The organism is Methanolobus chelungpuianus (assembly GCF_024500045.1).
Taxonomy (GTDB): Archaea; Halobacteriota; Methanosarcinia; order Methanosarcinales; family Methanosarcinaceae; genus Methanolobus; species Methanolobus chelungpuianus.
In genome coordinates this window covers 75,411-92,900 of sequence record NZ_JTEO01000005.1, presented here as the reverse complement: position 1 = coordinate 92,900, position 17,490 = coordinate 75,411, and the positions used below count along the sequence as shown (strand labels likewise).

Genomic DNA, 17,490 nt, shown 5'->3' with positions numbered 1-17,490 from the left:
TCCATTCGTAGCTGCATTCCCGACTGAAATAAAAAGCATTGTTCCCTTAAATCAAAAACATTAAATCTAAAGGTTGATATGTTCAGGTAGAATAGTGACACGGGACAGAGAGGATATCCTGCATGCCAATAATAACCCTACCATATAATGATCTTGAAGAGCTTACAGGGACTGACAGGGACACGATAATCAAGCGTGTGCCCATGATCGGTGCTGATATAGAGCGCATTGAAGAGGAGTCCATCGATATTGAGTTCTTCCCTGACCGCCCTGATCTCTATAGTGTAGAGGGCGTAGCACATGCCATGCGAGGCTTCCTTGACATTGAGCCCGGCCTGCGTGATTATGAGGTCAGGCCCTATCAGGTGGAGATAAGCATGGATGCCCGGATAGAGGATATACGCCCCGTCTTTGCCTGCGCTGTTGTAAGGGGCCTCAGTTTCACTTCCACCTCCATCAAATCCCTGATGGACCTGCAGGAAGCCCTTCACTGGGGTCTTGGCCGTGACAGGAAAAAGGTGTCCATCGGTGTGCACGATCTCTCAAAGGTAAAGGCTCCCTTCAGATACATTGCCGCAGACCCTGAATTCAGGTTCGTACCCCTGGACTTTACAGAACCCATGTCCATGAGGGAAATACTCGGGAAACATCCAAAGGGTGTGCGTTTTGCAGGCATACTGGATGGCCTTGACAGGTACCCGCTCATACTGGATGCCAACAACAATGTCCTTTCATTCCCGCCGATAATCAACGGTACTCTGACCATGGTCAACGAGAACACCACTGACCTGCTGATCGATGTCACAGGCCTGAGCTCAGAAGTCTATACGGCCCTCAACATAGTGGCAGCAGCGCTTGCAGAACGTGGCGGCCAGCTTGAGTATGTGAAGGTGGTCAAGGCTGACGGCACCGAACACATACCTCTTGATCTTTCCCCTCGCGTAAAGATCCTGAGGAAGGAAGAAGTGGATGCTCTCGTGGGTCTTGATCTTCCGGTAAGTGAGATCATGAGGCAGCTCAACAGAATGGGATTCGGTGCACAGGAATTACACGAGGGTGTTATCGAAGTGATGATACCTGCATACCGCGCGGATATCCTTGACAATTCAGATATAATTGAAGATATTGCCGTGGGGTACGGTTTCAATAATATCCCCGCGATATTCCCGATGAATGCCACAGTGGGCAAGTCTCATCCCGTATCTGAGATCAGCTCATCTGTCAGGGAGATCATGATAGGTCTTGGCTATTCCCAGGTGATGCCCTTCACCCTGACCAGCGAGAAGATCAACTTTGACTGGATGTGTCGTGAAAGAACCGATGATGTCACATGCGTGCTGCATCCCATAAGCGAGGACCAGACCATGGTCAGGACAACGATACTGCCTAACCTGATGGAGATACTCTCCATGAACCAGCACAGGGAGTTACCCCAGAAGATATTCGAGGTGGGCGATGTCGTTATCAATAACAAGAACGGCCTACACCTTGCTGCAGTATCCATCCACTCACAGGCCAATTTCACCGAGATAAGGGAGATAGTGGACGCTTTCATGCGCGAGCGTGTCACCGGCTATGAGGTTGCGGAATCAGATGACCCTGCATTCATGGAAGGCAGGAGGGCAGACATCCTTGTGAACGGCAGGAAGGTCGGCGTCATGGGAGAACTTTATCCGCAGGTCATAGTTAACTTCGGCCTGGGCCAGCCTGTAGTGGGATTTGAGATCGATCTGAACGAAGAGTGATCATCCTTCCAGAAGCATACGGAATATAAAAAAGCGGGCCCGCCGCGATTCGAACACGGGTCAATGGGTGTCTTCGTGGCAAACAAAGCCTCGTCGAAGCCCATTAGGATATCCTGGCTACCCTACGAGCCCACAGGGAAGTACTGATTGATACCTACTGTATTAAAGGTTTCTATCAACACTGTTCTATTAAAGCAGTCCTGTCAGGATCCTTGCTGCCATGATCAACAGCAGGACTCCTAATATCTTTCTAAGGGTATCTGCCTTGACCCTGCTATACATAAGTCTTGAGCCTACCTGTGCCCCAAGGAAAGATGCCACTATTATGTAGAGCACCAGTGTTATGTCAGGCTCCCATGTCCATACATGTGCCAGAAAAGCAGACAGGGATGCAAAGACCACAACGAATCCGGAGGTTGCAGCGGCGCATTTGATACCGTATCCCATGATAATGAGCATAGGGACCACGAAAGAGCCACCGCCCACACCCAGGAGACCGGAGAGAATGCCTATGATAAGCCCTCCGCCTGTTACCAGAAACTTTTTCTTTTTCCCTGAGATCTCTTTACCCTTATAGTATTTCTCAAAACGGGCAAAAAGCATCTCTGCTCCGATAAAGATCATCTGGATACTGAAAAGGAAGAGCAGCACATCCACCGGAGTAAGTCTTGCAAGATATCCTCCTATCTGTGTGCCTATGGCAGCGAACAGTATCAGGGGCACTGCCGCCTGCAGATCCACCATTTTCTTCCGCAGATAGAGTGTGGCTGCAGAGCCTGAAGTCACAATGTTGAGCAGCAGGGCTGTGGTGATCGCATTAAGCAGCTCCATGCCTGTCCCGTAGAAGAAAGGCACGTAAAATATAGCTCCTCCTATCCCGAGCATGGAGAACAGGACTGATGTGATAAACACCGTGATAATAAGGAATATGTTCTCCATCAGTAGGCTCCTTTTTGCAATGATGACTTTTTAGTCTGTCCGCTTATCACTTCACGTACTTGTATTTAAAGAGGCTGATAGCCTGTTTTGTACCAATCACTGCAATGATATCATCTTTTAATATGACAGTTGACGGGAGTATATCTGTGATAATATTACCCTGCCTCTCAATCCCTATAAGTGTGCATCCAAAACGCTCTCTCAATCCGATCTCTGCCACGGGCCTATCAACGATGTCATGCTCGCTGCCGATAGTGTGCTTTTCGATCTCAATGCCTTCATAAAGCATGATATCCTCATCTATTTTCCGGCAGGACATCTCGATGCAGCGTGAGGTCATTCTTGCAAGCATCTGTCCTGCCACAATGGAAAGGGCAGCTACATAGTCAGCTCCGGCCTTATAGATCTTGTCAATGGATTTGTATGAGTTTGCACGCGCAAGGATGGTCGATTCGGGGTTAAGTCCCCTTGCAATGAGCGTTGCAAATATCACGTCCGTGTCGTTATTCAAAGCGATGATGACGGTTGAGGCAGTTTCAATGCCTGCTTTTTTAAGTGCGTCCTCGTCCGTGGCGTTGCCAACAAGATGCTCATAATCAGCATCTTCAAAAGCCCAGGGATCAGAATCGATGACAATGAACTCCAGGCCTGAATATTTCAGCGTCTGGGCGGCATGCTTCCCTACATCTCCGCATCCGAGTACTATTATGTGCCCATCTTCTGCTTTCATAAGGATCATCTGGTCTGCTGCGTAAGTTTCCTGAGCTCGGAAAGTTGTTTAGGGGTGCCTGTGGCCAGGAGTACGGAACTTTCTCTGATAACGTCTCCCGGCTCCACATCAAAGGAAAGTGCTCCGCTTTTCCACACCCCTACCACGTTGGAGCCTGTCTTCTCACGGATAGCTGCTTCTTTGATGGTCTTGCCGTTAAGAGGGCTTTTGGGATAGACGGGAAATTCTGCAATAGCAATTCCCTCTAAGAATTCCGTAGCGCCCGTAAGTCTTCTTAGGAAAGGATCTGCGGCTTTTCTTGCAATGAACCTTCCAAACAGCTCCTTTGGGGATATCACACTCGTTGCACCTGCATATTTCATGTATTTCTTATTCGCTTTGTCCTCGGCTATGGCAATGATCTTGATGTCGCTCATACTGCGAACCGTCAGTATGATATTTGCATTGACCTCATCGGAACGGTTGACCAGCACAAAGCTGGCTTTTTCAATATGCACGTTCCTGAATGTCGTCTCATCGGAAAGATTCCCTTGGACAACATTGATGTTGCGTTTGAGAAGATCTTTCACCTTTTCTTCCTCTTCCTCTATGAGTACATAGGGAACATTGTTCTCGCTCAGTTCCTCCAGGAGCGTCTCGACCAGATTATTGTATCCGCAGATGATTATGTGCTCTGAGAGCTTCCTGGGGCTTTTGACCGGCATACTGGGACGTATGTTCCTTTCCAGCAAAGGTGACAGAAGAAGATTGAAAAGAAGTCCGAAAACAACAGGGATGCCTGAGAGCTGCACCAGTATGGAAAAGAACTTTCCTGCGGCTGATGTAAATACAATGTCTCCGTATCCCACTGTTGTGATAGTGGCCATAACCCAGTATGTGCCATCCACGAAGTTCGCATGGTCATACTGCTGTTCATATTCCATGATGTTGATGAAGATCAACAGATAGACCAGGACAACAAAAAATGTAAGTAAAAAGGACCTCAGGATCGTTCTGTACCACAATCTTCTTTGCATGATATCGGTCCTTTGAACTTAGTGATTTTTCTTCAGACACTTACTGCATGATTTATTTCCATTCTTCAGAACCCGTGCACCATGTACGGTCCGAATATCATCAGAAGGAAGGACATCAGTATCAGCAGTGCGAATGTAGCCGTTATGGCAGCTGACAGGCGCTCGGCCTTTGTCTCGTTGTCCGTGATGCGGGAGATGGCTGCGTGCAGGTAGTCCCTGAACACGTGGCCCCCGTCAAGCGGAACCGCAGGCAGGCAGTTGAACAGTCCCACATAGAAGTTGAGCCATCCAATCCAGAGCAGTGCATTTGCTATCCAGAACAGACCTATGCCAAGAGGCTCGGCCCAGCCTACGGGCTCATAGAATTGGGCCAGGGTACCACTGAACCCCGGGAATCCCTCGCCTGCAAATCCTATTATCGGAAGACCCAGAAGGATGATCCATCCTGCTGCACCTGTAAGCATACCCGGTATGTCCCTGAGGAGATCGAGGTACTCACGTGCAGGGAACTCGCCTACTGAGAAGCCAAGAGGTGTTTTCACATACCCGTCGCCCCCGGTGTAGACTCCGAGGAAACCCTTTGAAACGCCCTGGTCGGGGTGAGCTGCCAGCTGTATTGTCACTTCTCCTGGAGTCTCAGGGATATCGTCATCAGTGTAAATGGCAGTCTCTATCAAGATTGTCTGGCCTGAAACGGTCGTATCCATGAATGCCATGAAGTCTGAAACGGTCCGTATCTCCTGCCCATCCATGCTGCGGATGTACATGCCCTCTTCAAGTCCTGCTGCCTGTGCAGGTGATCCGTCGATAACACCCTGTATCTGTACACCTCTTGTTTCAGGCTCGATGTCCATGACCTCAGCTGCATATATAGACACAACCCTGTCTGTCGCGGCATGGACTTGTACTGTGGAGCCTGTTTCAACAGAGTCCAGGTAAAGAAGGACTTCATTAACGTTGCTTACACTGGTCCCATCCAGCTGTGTGATGACCATTCCCGGACGCAGTCCTGCAGCGTAGGCAGATGAGCCCTCATCCACGTCAACTATCATCGCGTTTCCGAGAGGTGAGACTGCGCCCAGCACAGGGCCAAAGAGCAATGAGAAGGCAATGAGGGTCACAACGAAGTTAGCCATAACGCCGGCTGCAAGTATGCGGGCCCTCTGGGTGCGGGTTGCCATTTTATCAGGAGCGGCTCTCTTTTTAACAGGCTCTTCATCATCGTATATCCTTATCCCCAGCCTGCGGTCGCCGTAAGGGTCCGGCCTGTCATCTTCGTCATCGTCCTCTCTACCGAAAAGTTCCTTATCATCAGGCTCGGCAAAGCCCCCTATGGGTACGAGCGCGAGCAGGATACCCATGGACTTTACACGGATGTTCTCAACCCTGCAAAGTATTGCATGTGAGAACTCATGGACCACGAGTGTCACTATGAGTGCAATTATCCCCCAGGTGAGCGGTATGAACTCATTGACACCCGGTATGAGGAATATGTTCCTTGCCTCGTTGAATTTGCCCGGCTCTGCGATGCTGTTGGTGCCTATGGAGCTCAGCAGTGCAATGTCGGAGAGTATGACAATAAGGAACATTGCTATCATGCCGATGAACATAAGTCTGATACCTATGTCCGCATAGATCCTCCAGGCTCTCTTAGGTGTGGCAAGCTTGTCAAGGAGGCCAAGGCCTCTTGTCGTCCTGATCATCAGGACGGGCCCGTATGTGCTTATGTTGTACTTTTCCAGTATCCCTCGCCTTTTGAGGGTGATGACAAATAGCCAGTACAGCAAAAAGACTGTAAGTGCGATAGTAGTGTTCAAAAAAACTCTCCGTTGAGGTTTTGATTATAGTTTATATATTAACGTCAGTAGTTTCTTGATCATAAGTCGGTGCTTCAATATTGGAATTTTCCACTGGCCCCTTTTCAAAGGTGAGGTAACATAAGGGCATATGTATATATAGATGTACCTGCCAGTTACTTCATCCTGATTTACAGATACTTTTGTGGAAATGCTTAGATATACTTATATATAACTATTTTTAAATATGAAGCAATCCATGTTTGTTACGCGCCATGGTTCTGTGATCACAACCCTGAGCAAAGTTGTGTTTCCATCTATGACGGATGGCTAGCTTCACCTGCACACATACTTAAGTTCCATAAAAGCATAAGTATAAAAACAAGGAAAGAAATATAGCAATCACAGAATTATGAAACGTTGATAAACGTTGATGAATGGTTTGAGCAATAAGCTAGTAATAGCAAAAATCGCATACTATACCGAGATGTAACATATCCGTGAGGGGATGAATGTGCAGTCGATAGTCCAGGAAGCATTAAAACACACCGAAAAGGAAAAAGAGTACCGCCAGACGATCGCAGTAGATGATCAGTTCGACATGTTCGGACAGCCGAGGATCCTTATCGTAGGTTGCGGCGGTGCAGGTAACAATACGATCAACAGGCTCTATAACATCGGGATCGAAGGTGCCGAGACAATAGCCATTAACACTGACAAGCAGCACCTTGATATCATCCGTGCGGACAAGAAGATCCTCGTGGGCAAGACACTGACCCGCGGTCTTGGTGCAGGTGGTTATCCCGAAGTAGGTGCCAAGGCAGCAGAACTTGCGCGCGGTACGCTTGAAGAGGTCTTCAAGAACGCCGATCTCGTTTTCATCACAGCAGGTATGGGAGGCGGAACCGGTACGGGTGTTGCTCCTGTAGTAGCTGATATTGCCAAGGAGCAGGGAGCTATTGTTGTAGGTATGGTCTCCAGTCCGTTCAGGGTTGAGAGGGCAAGGGCAGTCAAGGCAGAGGAAGGCCTTGAGGAATTCCGCCGTGCAGCAGACACAGTTATAGTCCTCGATAACAACAGGCTCCTGGAATATGTACCGAACCTGCCGATTGACCAGGCTTTCTCCGTCATGGACCAGCTCATCTCCGAAACCGTGAAGGGTATAACCGAGACAATCACCAAGCCATCACTCATCAACCTTGACTATGCTGATATCAGGGCTATCATGAGCTGTGGCGGCGTTGCCGTCATGCTCGTGGGCGAGAGCAAGAACCAGGACAAGAGCGACGATGTCGTGCGCGCTGCACTGAACCACCCGCTCCTTGACGTGGACTACAGGGGAGCAACAGGCAGCCTTGTACACATAACCGGCGGCCCGGACCTCAGCCTCAAGGAAGCCGAGGAGATCGCTGCATCACTTACCTATGAACTGTCACCCAGTGCTAACGTCATCTGGGGAGCACGCATAAGCAACGAGTACGAAGGCAAGGTGCGTGTCATGGCAATCATGACAGGCGTCCAGTCTGCACAGGTCCTTGGTCCGCAGTACGAAACAAGGGCAGCCAGCATAACAGCTGAGCCTCCGAGGGCATACAGGCAGGCAACACATGCAGCAACCCCGATCAACAAGTCCAGGCGTACCGTCGTGGAGCCAATGAGCTCCAAGAACGCAGGCGGATCAATTATCGATATTATCCACTGAACCGGATCGATAGTAATTGCAGCCGTGCCATAGTGGCCCGGCCATGCAACTTTTTTAAAAAGGATATTCTTATCAGGTAGCATTACCATTTTGGACCATGAAGATACTGGTTGCCACGGGTCATCTGGCGGAGATGGCTGTAAGGAAGTCGGCGGGTGACAATGCTGATGTCATTGTTGCTGATACGAAGATAGCGGCTTTTATCACTCCTGGTAAGCTGCTGGCTGCCATTGAAAAAAATGTTTCCCGCTTTGATTATGATATTATCTTCCTGCCCGGACTGGTATCCGGGGATTTCTCAAAAGCTGAGGCCCGGCTTGGATGCAGCATCCGCCTTGGTCCCAAGCATGCTTATGACCTGTCCTATGTGCTTCCCTTTGCCGGAAGCATAGAATTCTCAAAGCAGGTTCCTGCGTGCGAACTGCTTGTTGACCTAAGGCGGGAGATGGCAATAGGGAAGGCCAGGGAGCTTGAGGAAGTTGCAGTACCAGCGATGATGCTGGGAAGCCTCAAACTGGGCGGTAACAGCCGGATGAAGGTCATGGCGGAAGTGGTCAATGCCACCGGAATGGAGAATGATGCTCTTGTCAGGAAGATAAGCTCTTTTGTGGCAAAAGGTGCCGATATAATTGACCTTGGCGCTTCACTGCATGCGACACCTGACGACGTAGAGCGTGCCATCGGGATTGCCCGGTCTGTGACCCGGCTGCCTGTCAGCATAGATACCCTCGACACGGAGCTTCTTATGCGGGCCCTGGAAACAGGCGTGGATATGGTACTCAGCCTGGACAGCAGTAATATCGCCGTTCTTGGTCCGTATATTGCAGCTTCAGGTGTGCCGGCAGTGGTCATCCCGGACCCTGATGAAGGCCTTGAGAGTCTTCGGAGGAACATCGCTGCAGCCAGGCAGGCAGGCATCAAGAGAATAATAGCTGATCCGGTGCTTGATCCAATAGGACACGGCATCGTTGATTCTTTAGTAAGGTACAAGGAGTTCCATTGCCTTTACCCGGATGTCCCTGTGTTCTTCGGGGTAGGGAATGTCACGGAACTCCTGGACGCAGATTCCGCAGGTGCCAATGCTACCCTTTGCGGTATCGGAACTGATGTGGGTGCCAGCATACTCTTCACGCCTGAGTACAGCAACAAGGCCCAGGGTTCTATAATAGAGCTCAGCAGGGCATCCCTTATGATGCTGCTGGCGCATGAAAGGGACAGCTCCCCCAAGGATCTTGGCATAGACCTGATGGGGATAAAGGAAAAAAGAAGACGCATTGACGCTGTCCTGCCTGAGGACTTCACAGAGGCCCGATCAGGCAGGATGTGGAAGCTTGACCCGGCTGGCAGCGTAAGGATAGGCATAATCCCTGATGAGAATGGCAATGGGGGGCTCATCCTTGCAGAGCATGACACTATGTCGGTGGTCGGGAAGACCGCTGCTGCTGTGATGGACACGCTTATCGACAGGGGTCTTATCTCAAGGCTAGAACATGCCGGATATCTTGGCAGGGAGCTTAAAAAAGCCGAGATAGCTCTTAAATTCAACAGGAGCTATTCACAGGACGATGATTTTTAGGTGGTCGTATGAAACTGGAAAAACAGGATATGGATAAGGTAGTTGTGATCGTTGCTTCAAGATATTTCTCCCAGCAGGGATGGAAATGGGTTGACATCAGAGGTGACACTACTGTTATTTCGAAAGCCCGTGATGAACTCAAGGAACAGTATGACAAGTATCCTTACATGAGTCGCGACTGGTACGTGAACAATTCCGCAACCAAGCATATCCATATGTGTGAGAAGTGGGACGAACTGGAAGAGCTCATGGGATTCCTGCGTGATTTCGGGCGGTATTTTGATTTCCTTGTAAACAATGGCAAAAAGTCATTCTGTATCGCAAACGCAGACGGCATCCTCTCTCCAGAGGAAAAGAATGCAGTGGCTGCTGCAAGGAAACTGAGGTACAATGTCTTCGTGTTCAGGGTCGATGTACCTGATAGCATAGAATTCGAACTAACGCAAATAGGCGGCGGAATTTAAAGCCCGGTAACCAATCGATAAGTTCATATCGAAGGTGGCGTAATTCAGCCTACCTTTAAATATAATATATCTCTATTATAGCCGGTAATTGTTTAATAATTATGCAACAAGCCATCCAGCAGTGGTTTGTTGCCCCGGTTAACACTTATACATAAAGAGTGAACAGATTTACAATTCGCAACAGAAGTATATTGAGAGGAGTTATAATATGGAATCTTTAATTTATCTTGCCCCTCTTGCTGGTCTGATCAGTTTGTTATTTGCTGGGATCTTTGCGCGCAGTATCCTTAAAGAGGATGCCGGCAACCAAAGGATGCAGGAAATAGCAGGCGCCATCCAGGAGGGTGCGATGGCATACTTGAACCGTCAGTACAAGACCATAGCCGTAGTGGCCGTGATACTTGCAGCACTTATCTTCTTCCTGCTCGAGGACGGAACTAAGATCGCTGTCGGTTTCCTTGCAGGTGCAATAAGCTCTGCACTGGCCGGATACATTGGTATGAACGTTTCTGTCAGGGCTAATGTCAGGACATCACAGGCTGCATCCAAAGGCCTGCAGAAGGCCATGTCCGTTGCATTCCGCGGCGGAGCGGTCACAGGTCTTGCAGTGGTGGGTCTTGCCTTGCTGGGTACCAGCAGCTTCTACATCCTTTACGGTGATGTGGACCTTGTGATTGGTTTTGGTTTCGGTGCAAGTCTTATCAGTCTCTTTGCCAGGGTTGGCGGAGGTATATTCACAAAGGCGGCAGATGTCGGTGCAGACCTTGTCGGTAAGATCGAGGCCGGTATCCCCGAGGATGACCCCCGTAACGCAGCCGTGATTGCCGACAACGTCGGTGACAACGTCGGTGACTGCGCAGGCATGGGTGCCGACCTCTTCGAAACATATGTGGTCACAGTACTTGCTTCAATGCTCCTTGGTTCGATCATCATATCCTCGTATCCCAACGCGGTCCTCTATCCGCTCATACTCGGTGCGGTTGCAATCTTTGCTTCCATCATATCCGTGTTCTTCGTAAAAGTTGGAAGCAGTGGTAACATCATGAATGCGCTGTACAAGGGTGTCGCAGGCTCTGCGGTACTCTCACTGATCGCATTCTACTTTGTTACAACATCCCTCATGGGTGACATGAAGTTCTACTATGCAGCCCTCGTAGGCATTGCCATAATGGTACTGATGGTGGTATTCACAGAGTACTACACCTCCAAATCATTCCGCCCTGTCAAGCTTATCTCAAAGGCTTCCGAGACCGGTGCGGGAACCAACGTCATCTCCGGTCTTGCAATGGGCTTTGAGAGCACAGCACTCCCGGTAGTAGCAATTGTGATCGGTATCCTTGCATCCTTCTTCGTTGTAGGGGGAGCTACAGACCCCGCAGTCGGTCTATACGGTATCGCAATAGCAGCAGCAGCAATGCTCTCCACCACCGGTATAATCGTTGCCCTTGACTCCTATGGACCTATCACTGACAACGCAGGCGGAATCGCGGAAATGGCAGGTATGCCATCCAATGTACGCAAGGTCACAGACTCCCTGGACGCTGTGGGGAACACCACCAAAGCCGTCACAAAAGGATATGCCATTGGTTCTGCAGCACTCGGTGCACTGGCACTGTTCGCAGATTACAGGCACAAGGTAGATTTAAGCGGCGTGGATCTTAGTCTTGACCAGCCGGTAGTCCTTGTGGGACTGTTCATAGGCGGACTGCTTCCTTTCGTATTCACCGCCGTCACAATGCAGGCAGTGGGTAAGGCAGCCTTCGGTATCGTCAATGAGGTGCGCCGCCAGTTCAGGGAGATCCCGGGCATCATGGAAGGCACTGCAAAGCCGGAATACGGCAAGTGTGTAGATATCGTGACCGCAGCCGCGATCCGTGAGATGGCAGTCCCCGGTATCCTGGCTATCTTCGTACCGCTCATAGTAGGACTTGTGCTTGGTCCTGCAGCACTCGGTGGCCTCCTTATCGGTATCATCGTATGCGGTCTTCTGCTTGCCCTTACAATGGACAACGGAGGAGGAGCATGGGACAATGCCAAGAAGCTCATCGAGGATGGCATGTACGGTGGCAAAGGCTCCAATGCTCACAAGGCAGCAGTTGTCGGTGACACCGTAGGCGACCCATTCAAGGACACATCAGGACCCGCTCTTAACGCCCTTATCAAGGTAGTTAACATGGTCGCTATCCTGTTCTCCGCACTCTTTATCGGAGCAGGCATTTTCTAAGACAGCAATGTTTCCGGCATAACAGCCGGAATCAATTTCTCTATTTTTGTTCTTCCGGGTGTGTAAAGGTCTGATGTTGAGCCCAGTTGCTTAACGACAGCTAGCCCTATTGTTCATTCTCACATCCCTCATCAGGTTCTCTCAAAAACATCTTCTTTTGGGGAGGGAAAACAATTATCAGGTCAATACCTGGTTCCGGGAAAGGATTTTTAATCCCCCTAATACAAGAAATTAGCATTATCCTGTGATAATACGATACAAAGGGAAGGTGGACTGCTGCCTGAAATGAAGTAAGTATAATTACTGGCCAACAATGAAAAGGATTTGCGCGGGTTAGGGAGTGGGGGTTTAATGTATTTGGGGAGTGGGGTTTAGTGTATGAAAAAAGCACCCGCGCACAAACCTAAATGTTATCATTCTATTTAGGCTTTACCATCATCTATATCCGGGCAGACAAATAGCCCGATGATTATATATAAATGGGTTGATAGTTTTAGGCCTGATCTGTTTTTCTTGGAAAGGAAGGCTACATATATAAATATCTATCTCCTATTGACTATAATTTCGGAGAGAAGCTATGAAAGAGGATATTACCACTATCGTGCACAAAGGTTTTAGCACATGGAAGCGAAACCTTGCAATCTGCGTACCCTTCATTCTGGAGATCCTGTCAACGGTTTTTCTGGTACTTGTGTCCCTCGTGCTGTTTGCAGCATTTTTCATCCTCCCGGCAGCTACGGCCGGCAGCCTAGATCCGGAACAGTTGACCCCGGATGAGTTCATGGCTATAACTGGATCCCTGCTTACCGGCAGTTTCTGGTCCCTCCTGGCATTCGGGATTGTCTTCGTACTGATTTACATCCTGATACAGTCCTTCTTCCTGGCAGGAGCCATCGGTATGTCAAAAGAGGCTTCCGAGAGGGGTGACACCAGTATAAGGGACATGTCTGAATATGGCATGAAGAACCTGGTGAACATGTTCTTCACACGCATCCTGGTGTTACTGATCTCGCTTGCAGGGATAATATTCCTGATCCCCGGGATCCTCTCGGTCGGAGACCTTGGAGTCCTGATCGACAATCCACAACAGGCCATTGCAGGCACTTTCATGCTGTTCTTCGGGCTTATATTCTGGCTCTTCTATCTTCTGGTAGTGAGCATTGCTCTTATATTTGTCCAGTATGCACTTGTACTGGATGGCCTTGATCCGATAAGCGCAATTGAAAAAGGTGTGTCCGTATTCCTGTCCAACAAATCCAGCACCATGGGATTGTGGCTTTTCCTGATGGCTATTGCAGTAATGTCAGGGCTTATAGGGGAGCTCGCAGGTTATGTGGAAGCACTTTCGCAGATATGGTCATTGACGGATTTCATGCTGACGTTGCTGGTGATACAGCCGCTCACGATCATATGGTGGACCCGCCTGTACCTTAACCGGAGCGGCAGGAAACTCTATTCCCTTGAGGACTATATCCTCAATCAGTGATCGCGTCCCAGCAGCTTGCAGGCCTGGCATATATCCTCGGTGCAGGCCTGTCCGCATATGCGGCAGTTCGAGAGTCCCTCCTGCGGGAGTTCCCTTCCCAGGATGCCTGATATCTTATCAAACCCACTCACAAGTGCATATTTTGTTCCGGGATGGTTCACTTCAAGGTCATTAAGCAGGACCCTGATCTCCCCTCTCATGGCTTCGTGCGCATAGGGGCATCCCCCAAAACCGAGGGGCAGGTCGTGCAGGTAAGCATACAGGGCAACTTCTTTTTCCGGGATCTGGCGCAATGGTTTCATGCGCAGTACCAGCCCTTCCAGCTCCTTGGGAGGGGCCAGCCTTACCATTCTTGAAACATCGCCCTTGAGGTGGTTCAGGAGGATGGTCTGTGCCTCATCGTCAAGATTGTGGCCTATAGCAAGCCTTGTTGCCCCGATCTCAAGTGCCGTCTTGTTGAGCAGGGATTTCCTGAGGACGCCGCAGTAGCTGCATGCTCCTTTCTCCCTTTTCTGTGGTGCTATCAGGTCCATGGTGGTCCCGTACTCTTCCATGAAGGAGCGTACAATGAGTTCAATACCCAGCTGTGATGTCAGTTCCCGTGCGGATTCGATTGTGTTGGGGCGGTAACCTTCGATCCCCTCATCTATGCAGATACCGATCAGACGGATATCCGGCCGTCCGCCGAATATCTTGTGCAGTATGTAGAGCGTTGTACTGCTGTCCTTGCCACCGCTCAGTCCTACAGCGATGGTTTCGTTCCGTTTTATACTGTAATGCTTCCTGATGGTCAGCTTTATCTTGCGCTCTACATCTTCGATAAAATGTTTCCTGCACAGGTGCATACCGGAATACTTCTGAAAGATGATAGCATCCTTGCTGCATTTATCGCATTTGAGTATCGTGGGTTCCATCAGCCTTGCAACGGAATGCTAGTATAAATATTTGTTCACTTCTGCGGAACAAAATCAAAAAAATTAAATAGCTCCGCAATATTCTCATCCCGGAAGTGAAGGCTAAGGAGAAAACGACAAAATGCTTGGAGATGTATCGCTTGCTCTGTTCATACTATCTGTCGTCGCCGGTTATCTCCTGGGGGTCATATCAGGTCTGATCCCGGGCATCCATACCAACAACTTTGCCCTGATACTGCTCGCAATGTCACCCATGCTATCGGACAGCGGAGTGCCGGTGTTCTATGTTGCTGTAATTATCCTGTCAAATTCCCTCTCGCACACCTTCCACGACATTATACCTGCAATCTTCCTTGGGGCCCCGAACGATGATACTGCTCTGGCAGTCCTGCCGGGGCACACTCTGCTGCTGGAGGGCTTGGGTGCCGAGGCTGTCCGCCTTTCAGCCCTTGGCAGCGCAGGCTCCGTTGCCCTTGCTCTTTTTCTAGCCTTTCCCTTGTCCCTGTTCTTCGTAGCAGCATACCCGCTGATACAGGCTTATCTTGCGTGGATACTCATTCTTGTTGTCCTGGTCATGATAATGACCGAGAGAGGCGAGTTCGTCAGGGGCCAGGGCTCGCTCTCTCACTGGAAGGGCAGGTTCTTTGCATTACTCGTTTTCATAATGAGCGGGCTGCTCGGGGTCTTCGCTTTCAGGACGGAGTATCTCATGAGGCCGGTTATTTCCTTCGGTGAGCCATCCATACTGCTTCCGTTGCTAAGCGGCCTCTTCGGCTCGTCGCAGCTTATCATCAGCCTGATGTCGGACCCCATGATCCCGGTGCAGCTGCGCTCCAGGCTCGAGCTGGAAAGGCAGCGTATCCTCAGGGGTATCCTTGTGGGAGGTGTCTCAGGTTCGCTGGTCGCATGGCTGCCAGGTGTATCCTCCTCCATCGCCACTGTGTTCGCGCGCCTCTTTATCAGACAGGATTTCTCAAAGGAAGAGAACGGATATGCACACTACTCCGATGAAGACATGCTCAGCTCGGCCAAAGAGTTCATTGTATCAGTTTCCGGTGTGAATACCTGTAATGCTATATTCGGCCTCGTAGCCCTTGCAGTTATCGGTAAAACAAGGAACGGTGCCATGGTGGTGATCAACGACCTGCTTGATGGCGTGGGCCTGGACCCATCAGCCATCGTATTATTCCTGTGCGCCATCGCCCTGACCGCGATAATGTCCTATTTCTCCACCATCTATCTGGGCGACAGGGTTCACGTGTGGCTTCTGTCTATAGATTATCCCGTGCTCTGTTATTCTGTCATATCAGTGCTTGCTTTACTTGTATTGCTCTTCACAGGAACGTTCGGACTGGTGATCTTTATCGTTTCCACCTCTCTAGGGATGCTTGCTCCGTTTTTAAAAGTACGTAAAAGTCATGCCATGGGGGTGATATTGCTGCCGGTGATAATTTACTTCATGTGAGCAGTAGACCACAACCTAAAAAAAGTGATCAAATATCGGTAATTTGTGTGGAATTCTCCAGGTAGTGGTCAAACAGATCTTTTCCCCACCTAAGCGCATCTTCCGTACTGCACAGCATGTATTTAGTATCGATATCCCCATTATTTTTCAGTGGGTTTATGACAATATGGTAATCATCAAACGTAAAGAACAGGAAATTCATCTTTTGGTGGTAAACATATAGGTTAAAGTAGCCGCTTTTGATAACTGATCTGAAATAGGGGTGATCTGTTCTGATTTTATCTAACAGATCCTCAGAGATGATATAATCAATTGTGATTTTATTATCTATCATCTCAGTGAACCTTGACTGGTAATCAGGGTAAAAGATATTACCAACAGAATGGACATGCTCTGTTGTTTTATCCTTATGATAGGTCTTGTGCAGGGAATACAATTCTGTAAGGTGAGGATTTATGATCGCACAATGCCTTAACTCTTTAATCCTTTTCAGCAGGCCAGGCGGGATAAAATCAAAGTCATGAGTTCCCCAGTAGTCAATGTCAATATCAAGGACTTCCAGAGTACCTACTAGCGGAGCCATTTCATCTGCTATCAATTTGCCAATCGTTGTCAGCTCGTAAGTATCCCTGTCATGGGAAACAAGGTAATGGTCTTCCAGTACTCTTATCTGCGGAAGCAGTGCCTGTCTGGTCGTATTAAGAGAGCCGAGAAGTGTTTCCATCTCCCTTGCTTCATCCTGCAGAAGCAGGAGAACCCCTTTTCGTTTCTCTGACATGAACACAACATCAAGTAATGACTTTTTCATTCGCGCCACATCCCATGATTATGATTTCATCTGCTCCCACTCAAACATATCAACTATACATCTATTGCTATTTATATCGATTTAAATAAAAATGCATGTAATTATACAAACATCAGAGCAATCATGAATAAACCATGCCAGTATCCAGATCAGTATAACATCCCTAAATTCCCGAACCTGAACATTAACAAGGGAAAGCATGGCTGCTTCATCATTCTTCTTTACGTGATATAAAGCACTCTTTTCTTCAAGCAATAAAGTGTTAACTCTCTTATGGGCCGGGATGAAATTTCAATATCATTAAAATAATGCCTGTCAGCAAATTACATAGTCGTTCGTGAGATTAAGAACAGGTTAGGTTATATAAATAAAGCACCTATCAGGCAGTGCGAGTATGGGTCACTCGCAAGCCTAAGAAGAAATATTGGGGAATATTTCGGATTCGTAAGGAAAGAGGCGCCTTAAAGCGTGGTGGTTTCCAGGCGCCTCATACTACCTTCCTCGTCTTAGGGCAAGAAGTGTCCTTATCCTATAAAAGTGGTTCCCATTAATGATTCGTATGTCCTGAAGAGGGTAATTGCACTGGAGGAGATGAGAGTTTTTGTCTCGATGTCTCCTGTAAGTA

At 48.9% G+C, this 17,490-nt stretch carries 13 protein-coding genes and 1 tRNA gene; 7 read left to right on the top strand and 7 right to left on the bottom strand.

Going from position 1 to position 17,490, the window contains the following annotated elements; all coding sequences use genetic code 11:
* Nucleotides 1–122 precede the first annotated feature (122 nt).
* Nucleotides 123–1,745 (top strand): phenylalanine--tRNA ligase subunit beta, encoded by a 1,623-nt coding sequence (pheT, locus tag PV02_RS09480; protein ID WP_256623166.1) that lies wholly within the window; start codon nucleotides 123–125, stop codon nucleotides 1,743–1,745.
* A gap of 34 nt (nucleotides 1,746–1,779) precedes the next feature.
* On the opposite strand, the gene PV02_RS09475 is transcribed toward pheT, so the two are convergent.
* The 5 genes from PV02_RS09475 to PV02_RS09455 form a co-directional block, all read right to left on the bottom strand.
* Nucleotides 1,780–1,877, bottom strand: a tRNA-Arg gene (locus PV02_RS09475).
* A gap of 57 nt (nucleotides 1,878–1,934) precedes the next feature.
* Nucleotides 1,935–2,684, bottom strand: coding sequence for a sulfite exporter TauE/SafE family protein (locus tag PV02_RS09470; RefSeq protein WP_256623164.1), 750 nt, complete (start codon nucleotides 2,682–2,684; stop codon nucleotides 1,935–1,937).
* 46 nt (nucleotides 2,685–2,730) lie between these two features.
* Nucleotides 2,731–3,414 carry a potassium channel family protein gene (locus PV02_RS09465; RefSeq protein ID WP_256623163.1) on the bottom strand — a complete coding sequence of 228 codons (684 nt, stop codon included), beginning with the start codon at nucleotides 3,412–3,414 and terminating at the stop codon, nucleotides 2,731–2,733.
* A 5-nt stretch (nucleotides 3,415–3,419) separates the two neighbouring features.
* Nucleotides 3,420–4,430 carry a potassium channel family protein gene (locus PV02_RS09460; protein WP_256623162.1) on the bottom strand — a complete coding sequence of 337 codons (1,011 nt, stop codon included), beginning with the start codon at nucleotides 4,428–4,430 and terminating at the stop codon, nucleotides 3,420–3,422.
* A 65-nt stretch (nucleotides 4,431–4,495) separates the two neighbouring features.
* On the bottom strand, nucleotides 4,496–6,247 hold the full coding sequence (locus PV02_RS09455) for a site-2 protease family protein (protein WP_256623161.1): 1,752 nt from the start codon (nucleotides 6,245–6,247) through the stop codon (nucleotides 4,496–4,498).
* A gap of 493 nt (nucleotides 6,248–6,740) precedes the next feature.
* Here PV02_RS09455 and ftsZ point away from each other — a divergent pair, with 493 nt between their 5' ends.
* From ftsZ to PV02_RS09430, 5 genes are all read left to right on the top strand, one after another.
* Nucleotides 6,741–7,928 (top strand): cell division protein FtsZ, encoded by a 1,188-nt coding sequence (gene ftsZ, locus PV02_RS09450; RefSeq protein WP_256623160.1) that lies wholly within the window; start codon nucleotides 6,741–6,743, stop codon nucleotides 7,926–7,928.
* A gap of 97 nt (nucleotides 7,929–8,025) precedes the next feature.
* Entirely contained in the window at nucleotides 8,026–9,504 is a 1,479-nt protein-coding gene (locus PV02_RS09445) for a dihydropteroate synthase-like protein (RefSeq protein ID WP_256623159.1), read from the top strand.
* An 8-nt stretch (nucleotides 9,505–9,512) separates the two neighbouring features.
* On the top strand, nucleotides 9,513–9,968 hold the full coding sequence (locus PV02_RS09440) for a hypothetical protein (RefSeq protein WP_256623158.1): 456 nt from the start codon (nucleotides 9,513–9,515) through the stop codon (nucleotides 9,966–9,968).
* Between the two features lie 208 nt (nucleotides 9,969–10,176).
* The gene (locus PV02_RS09435) at nucleotides 10,177–12,192 is read left to right on the top strand and encodes a sodium-translocating pyrophosphatase (protein ID WP_256623157.1); all 2,016 of its coding nucleotides are present in this window, start codon (nucleotides 10,177–10,179) and stop codon (nucleotides 12,190–12,192) included.
* Nucleotides 12,193–12,769: 577 nt separating this feature from the next.
* Nucleotides 12,770–13,678: a DUF7847 domain-containing protein gene (locus PV02_RS09430; protein ID WP_256623156.1), complete on the top strand. Its 909-nt coding sequence runs from the start codon at nucleotides 12,770–12,772 to the stop codon at nucleotides 13,676–13,678.
* Here the strand turns inward: PV02_RS09430 and PV02_RS09425 are convergent.
* The gene (locus PV02_RS09425) at nucleotides 13,672–14,592 is read right to left on the bottom strand and encodes a TIGR00269 family protein (protein WP_256623155.1); all 921 of its coding nucleotides are present in this window, start codon (nucleotides 14,590–14,592) and stop codon (nucleotides 13,672–13,674) included. The genes PV02_RS09430 and PV02_RS09425 overlap by 7 nt on opposite strands.
* Before the next feature lie 121 nt (nucleotides 14,593–14,713).
* Here PV02_RS09425 and PV02_RS09420 point away from each other — a divergent pair, with 121 nt between their 5' ends.
* Nucleotides 14,714–16,057: a tripartite tricarboxylate transporter permease gene (locus tag PV02_RS09420; protein WP_256623154.1), complete on the top strand. Its 1,344-nt coding sequence runs from the start codon at nucleotides 14,714–14,716 to the stop codon at nucleotides 16,055–16,057.
* A gap of 28 nt (nucleotides 16,058–16,085) precedes the next feature.
* On the opposite strand, the gene PV02_RS09415 is transcribed toward PV02_RS09420, so the two are convergent.
* Nucleotides 16,086–16,865 carry a helix-turn-helix transcriptional regulator gene (locus PV02_RS09415; RefSeq protein ID WP_256623153.1) on the bottom strand — a complete coding sequence of 260 codons (780 nt, stop codon included), beginning with the start codon at nucleotides 16,863–16,865 and terminating at the stop codon, nucleotides 16,086–16,088.
* Nucleotides 16,866–17,490: the final 625 nt, after the last annotated feature.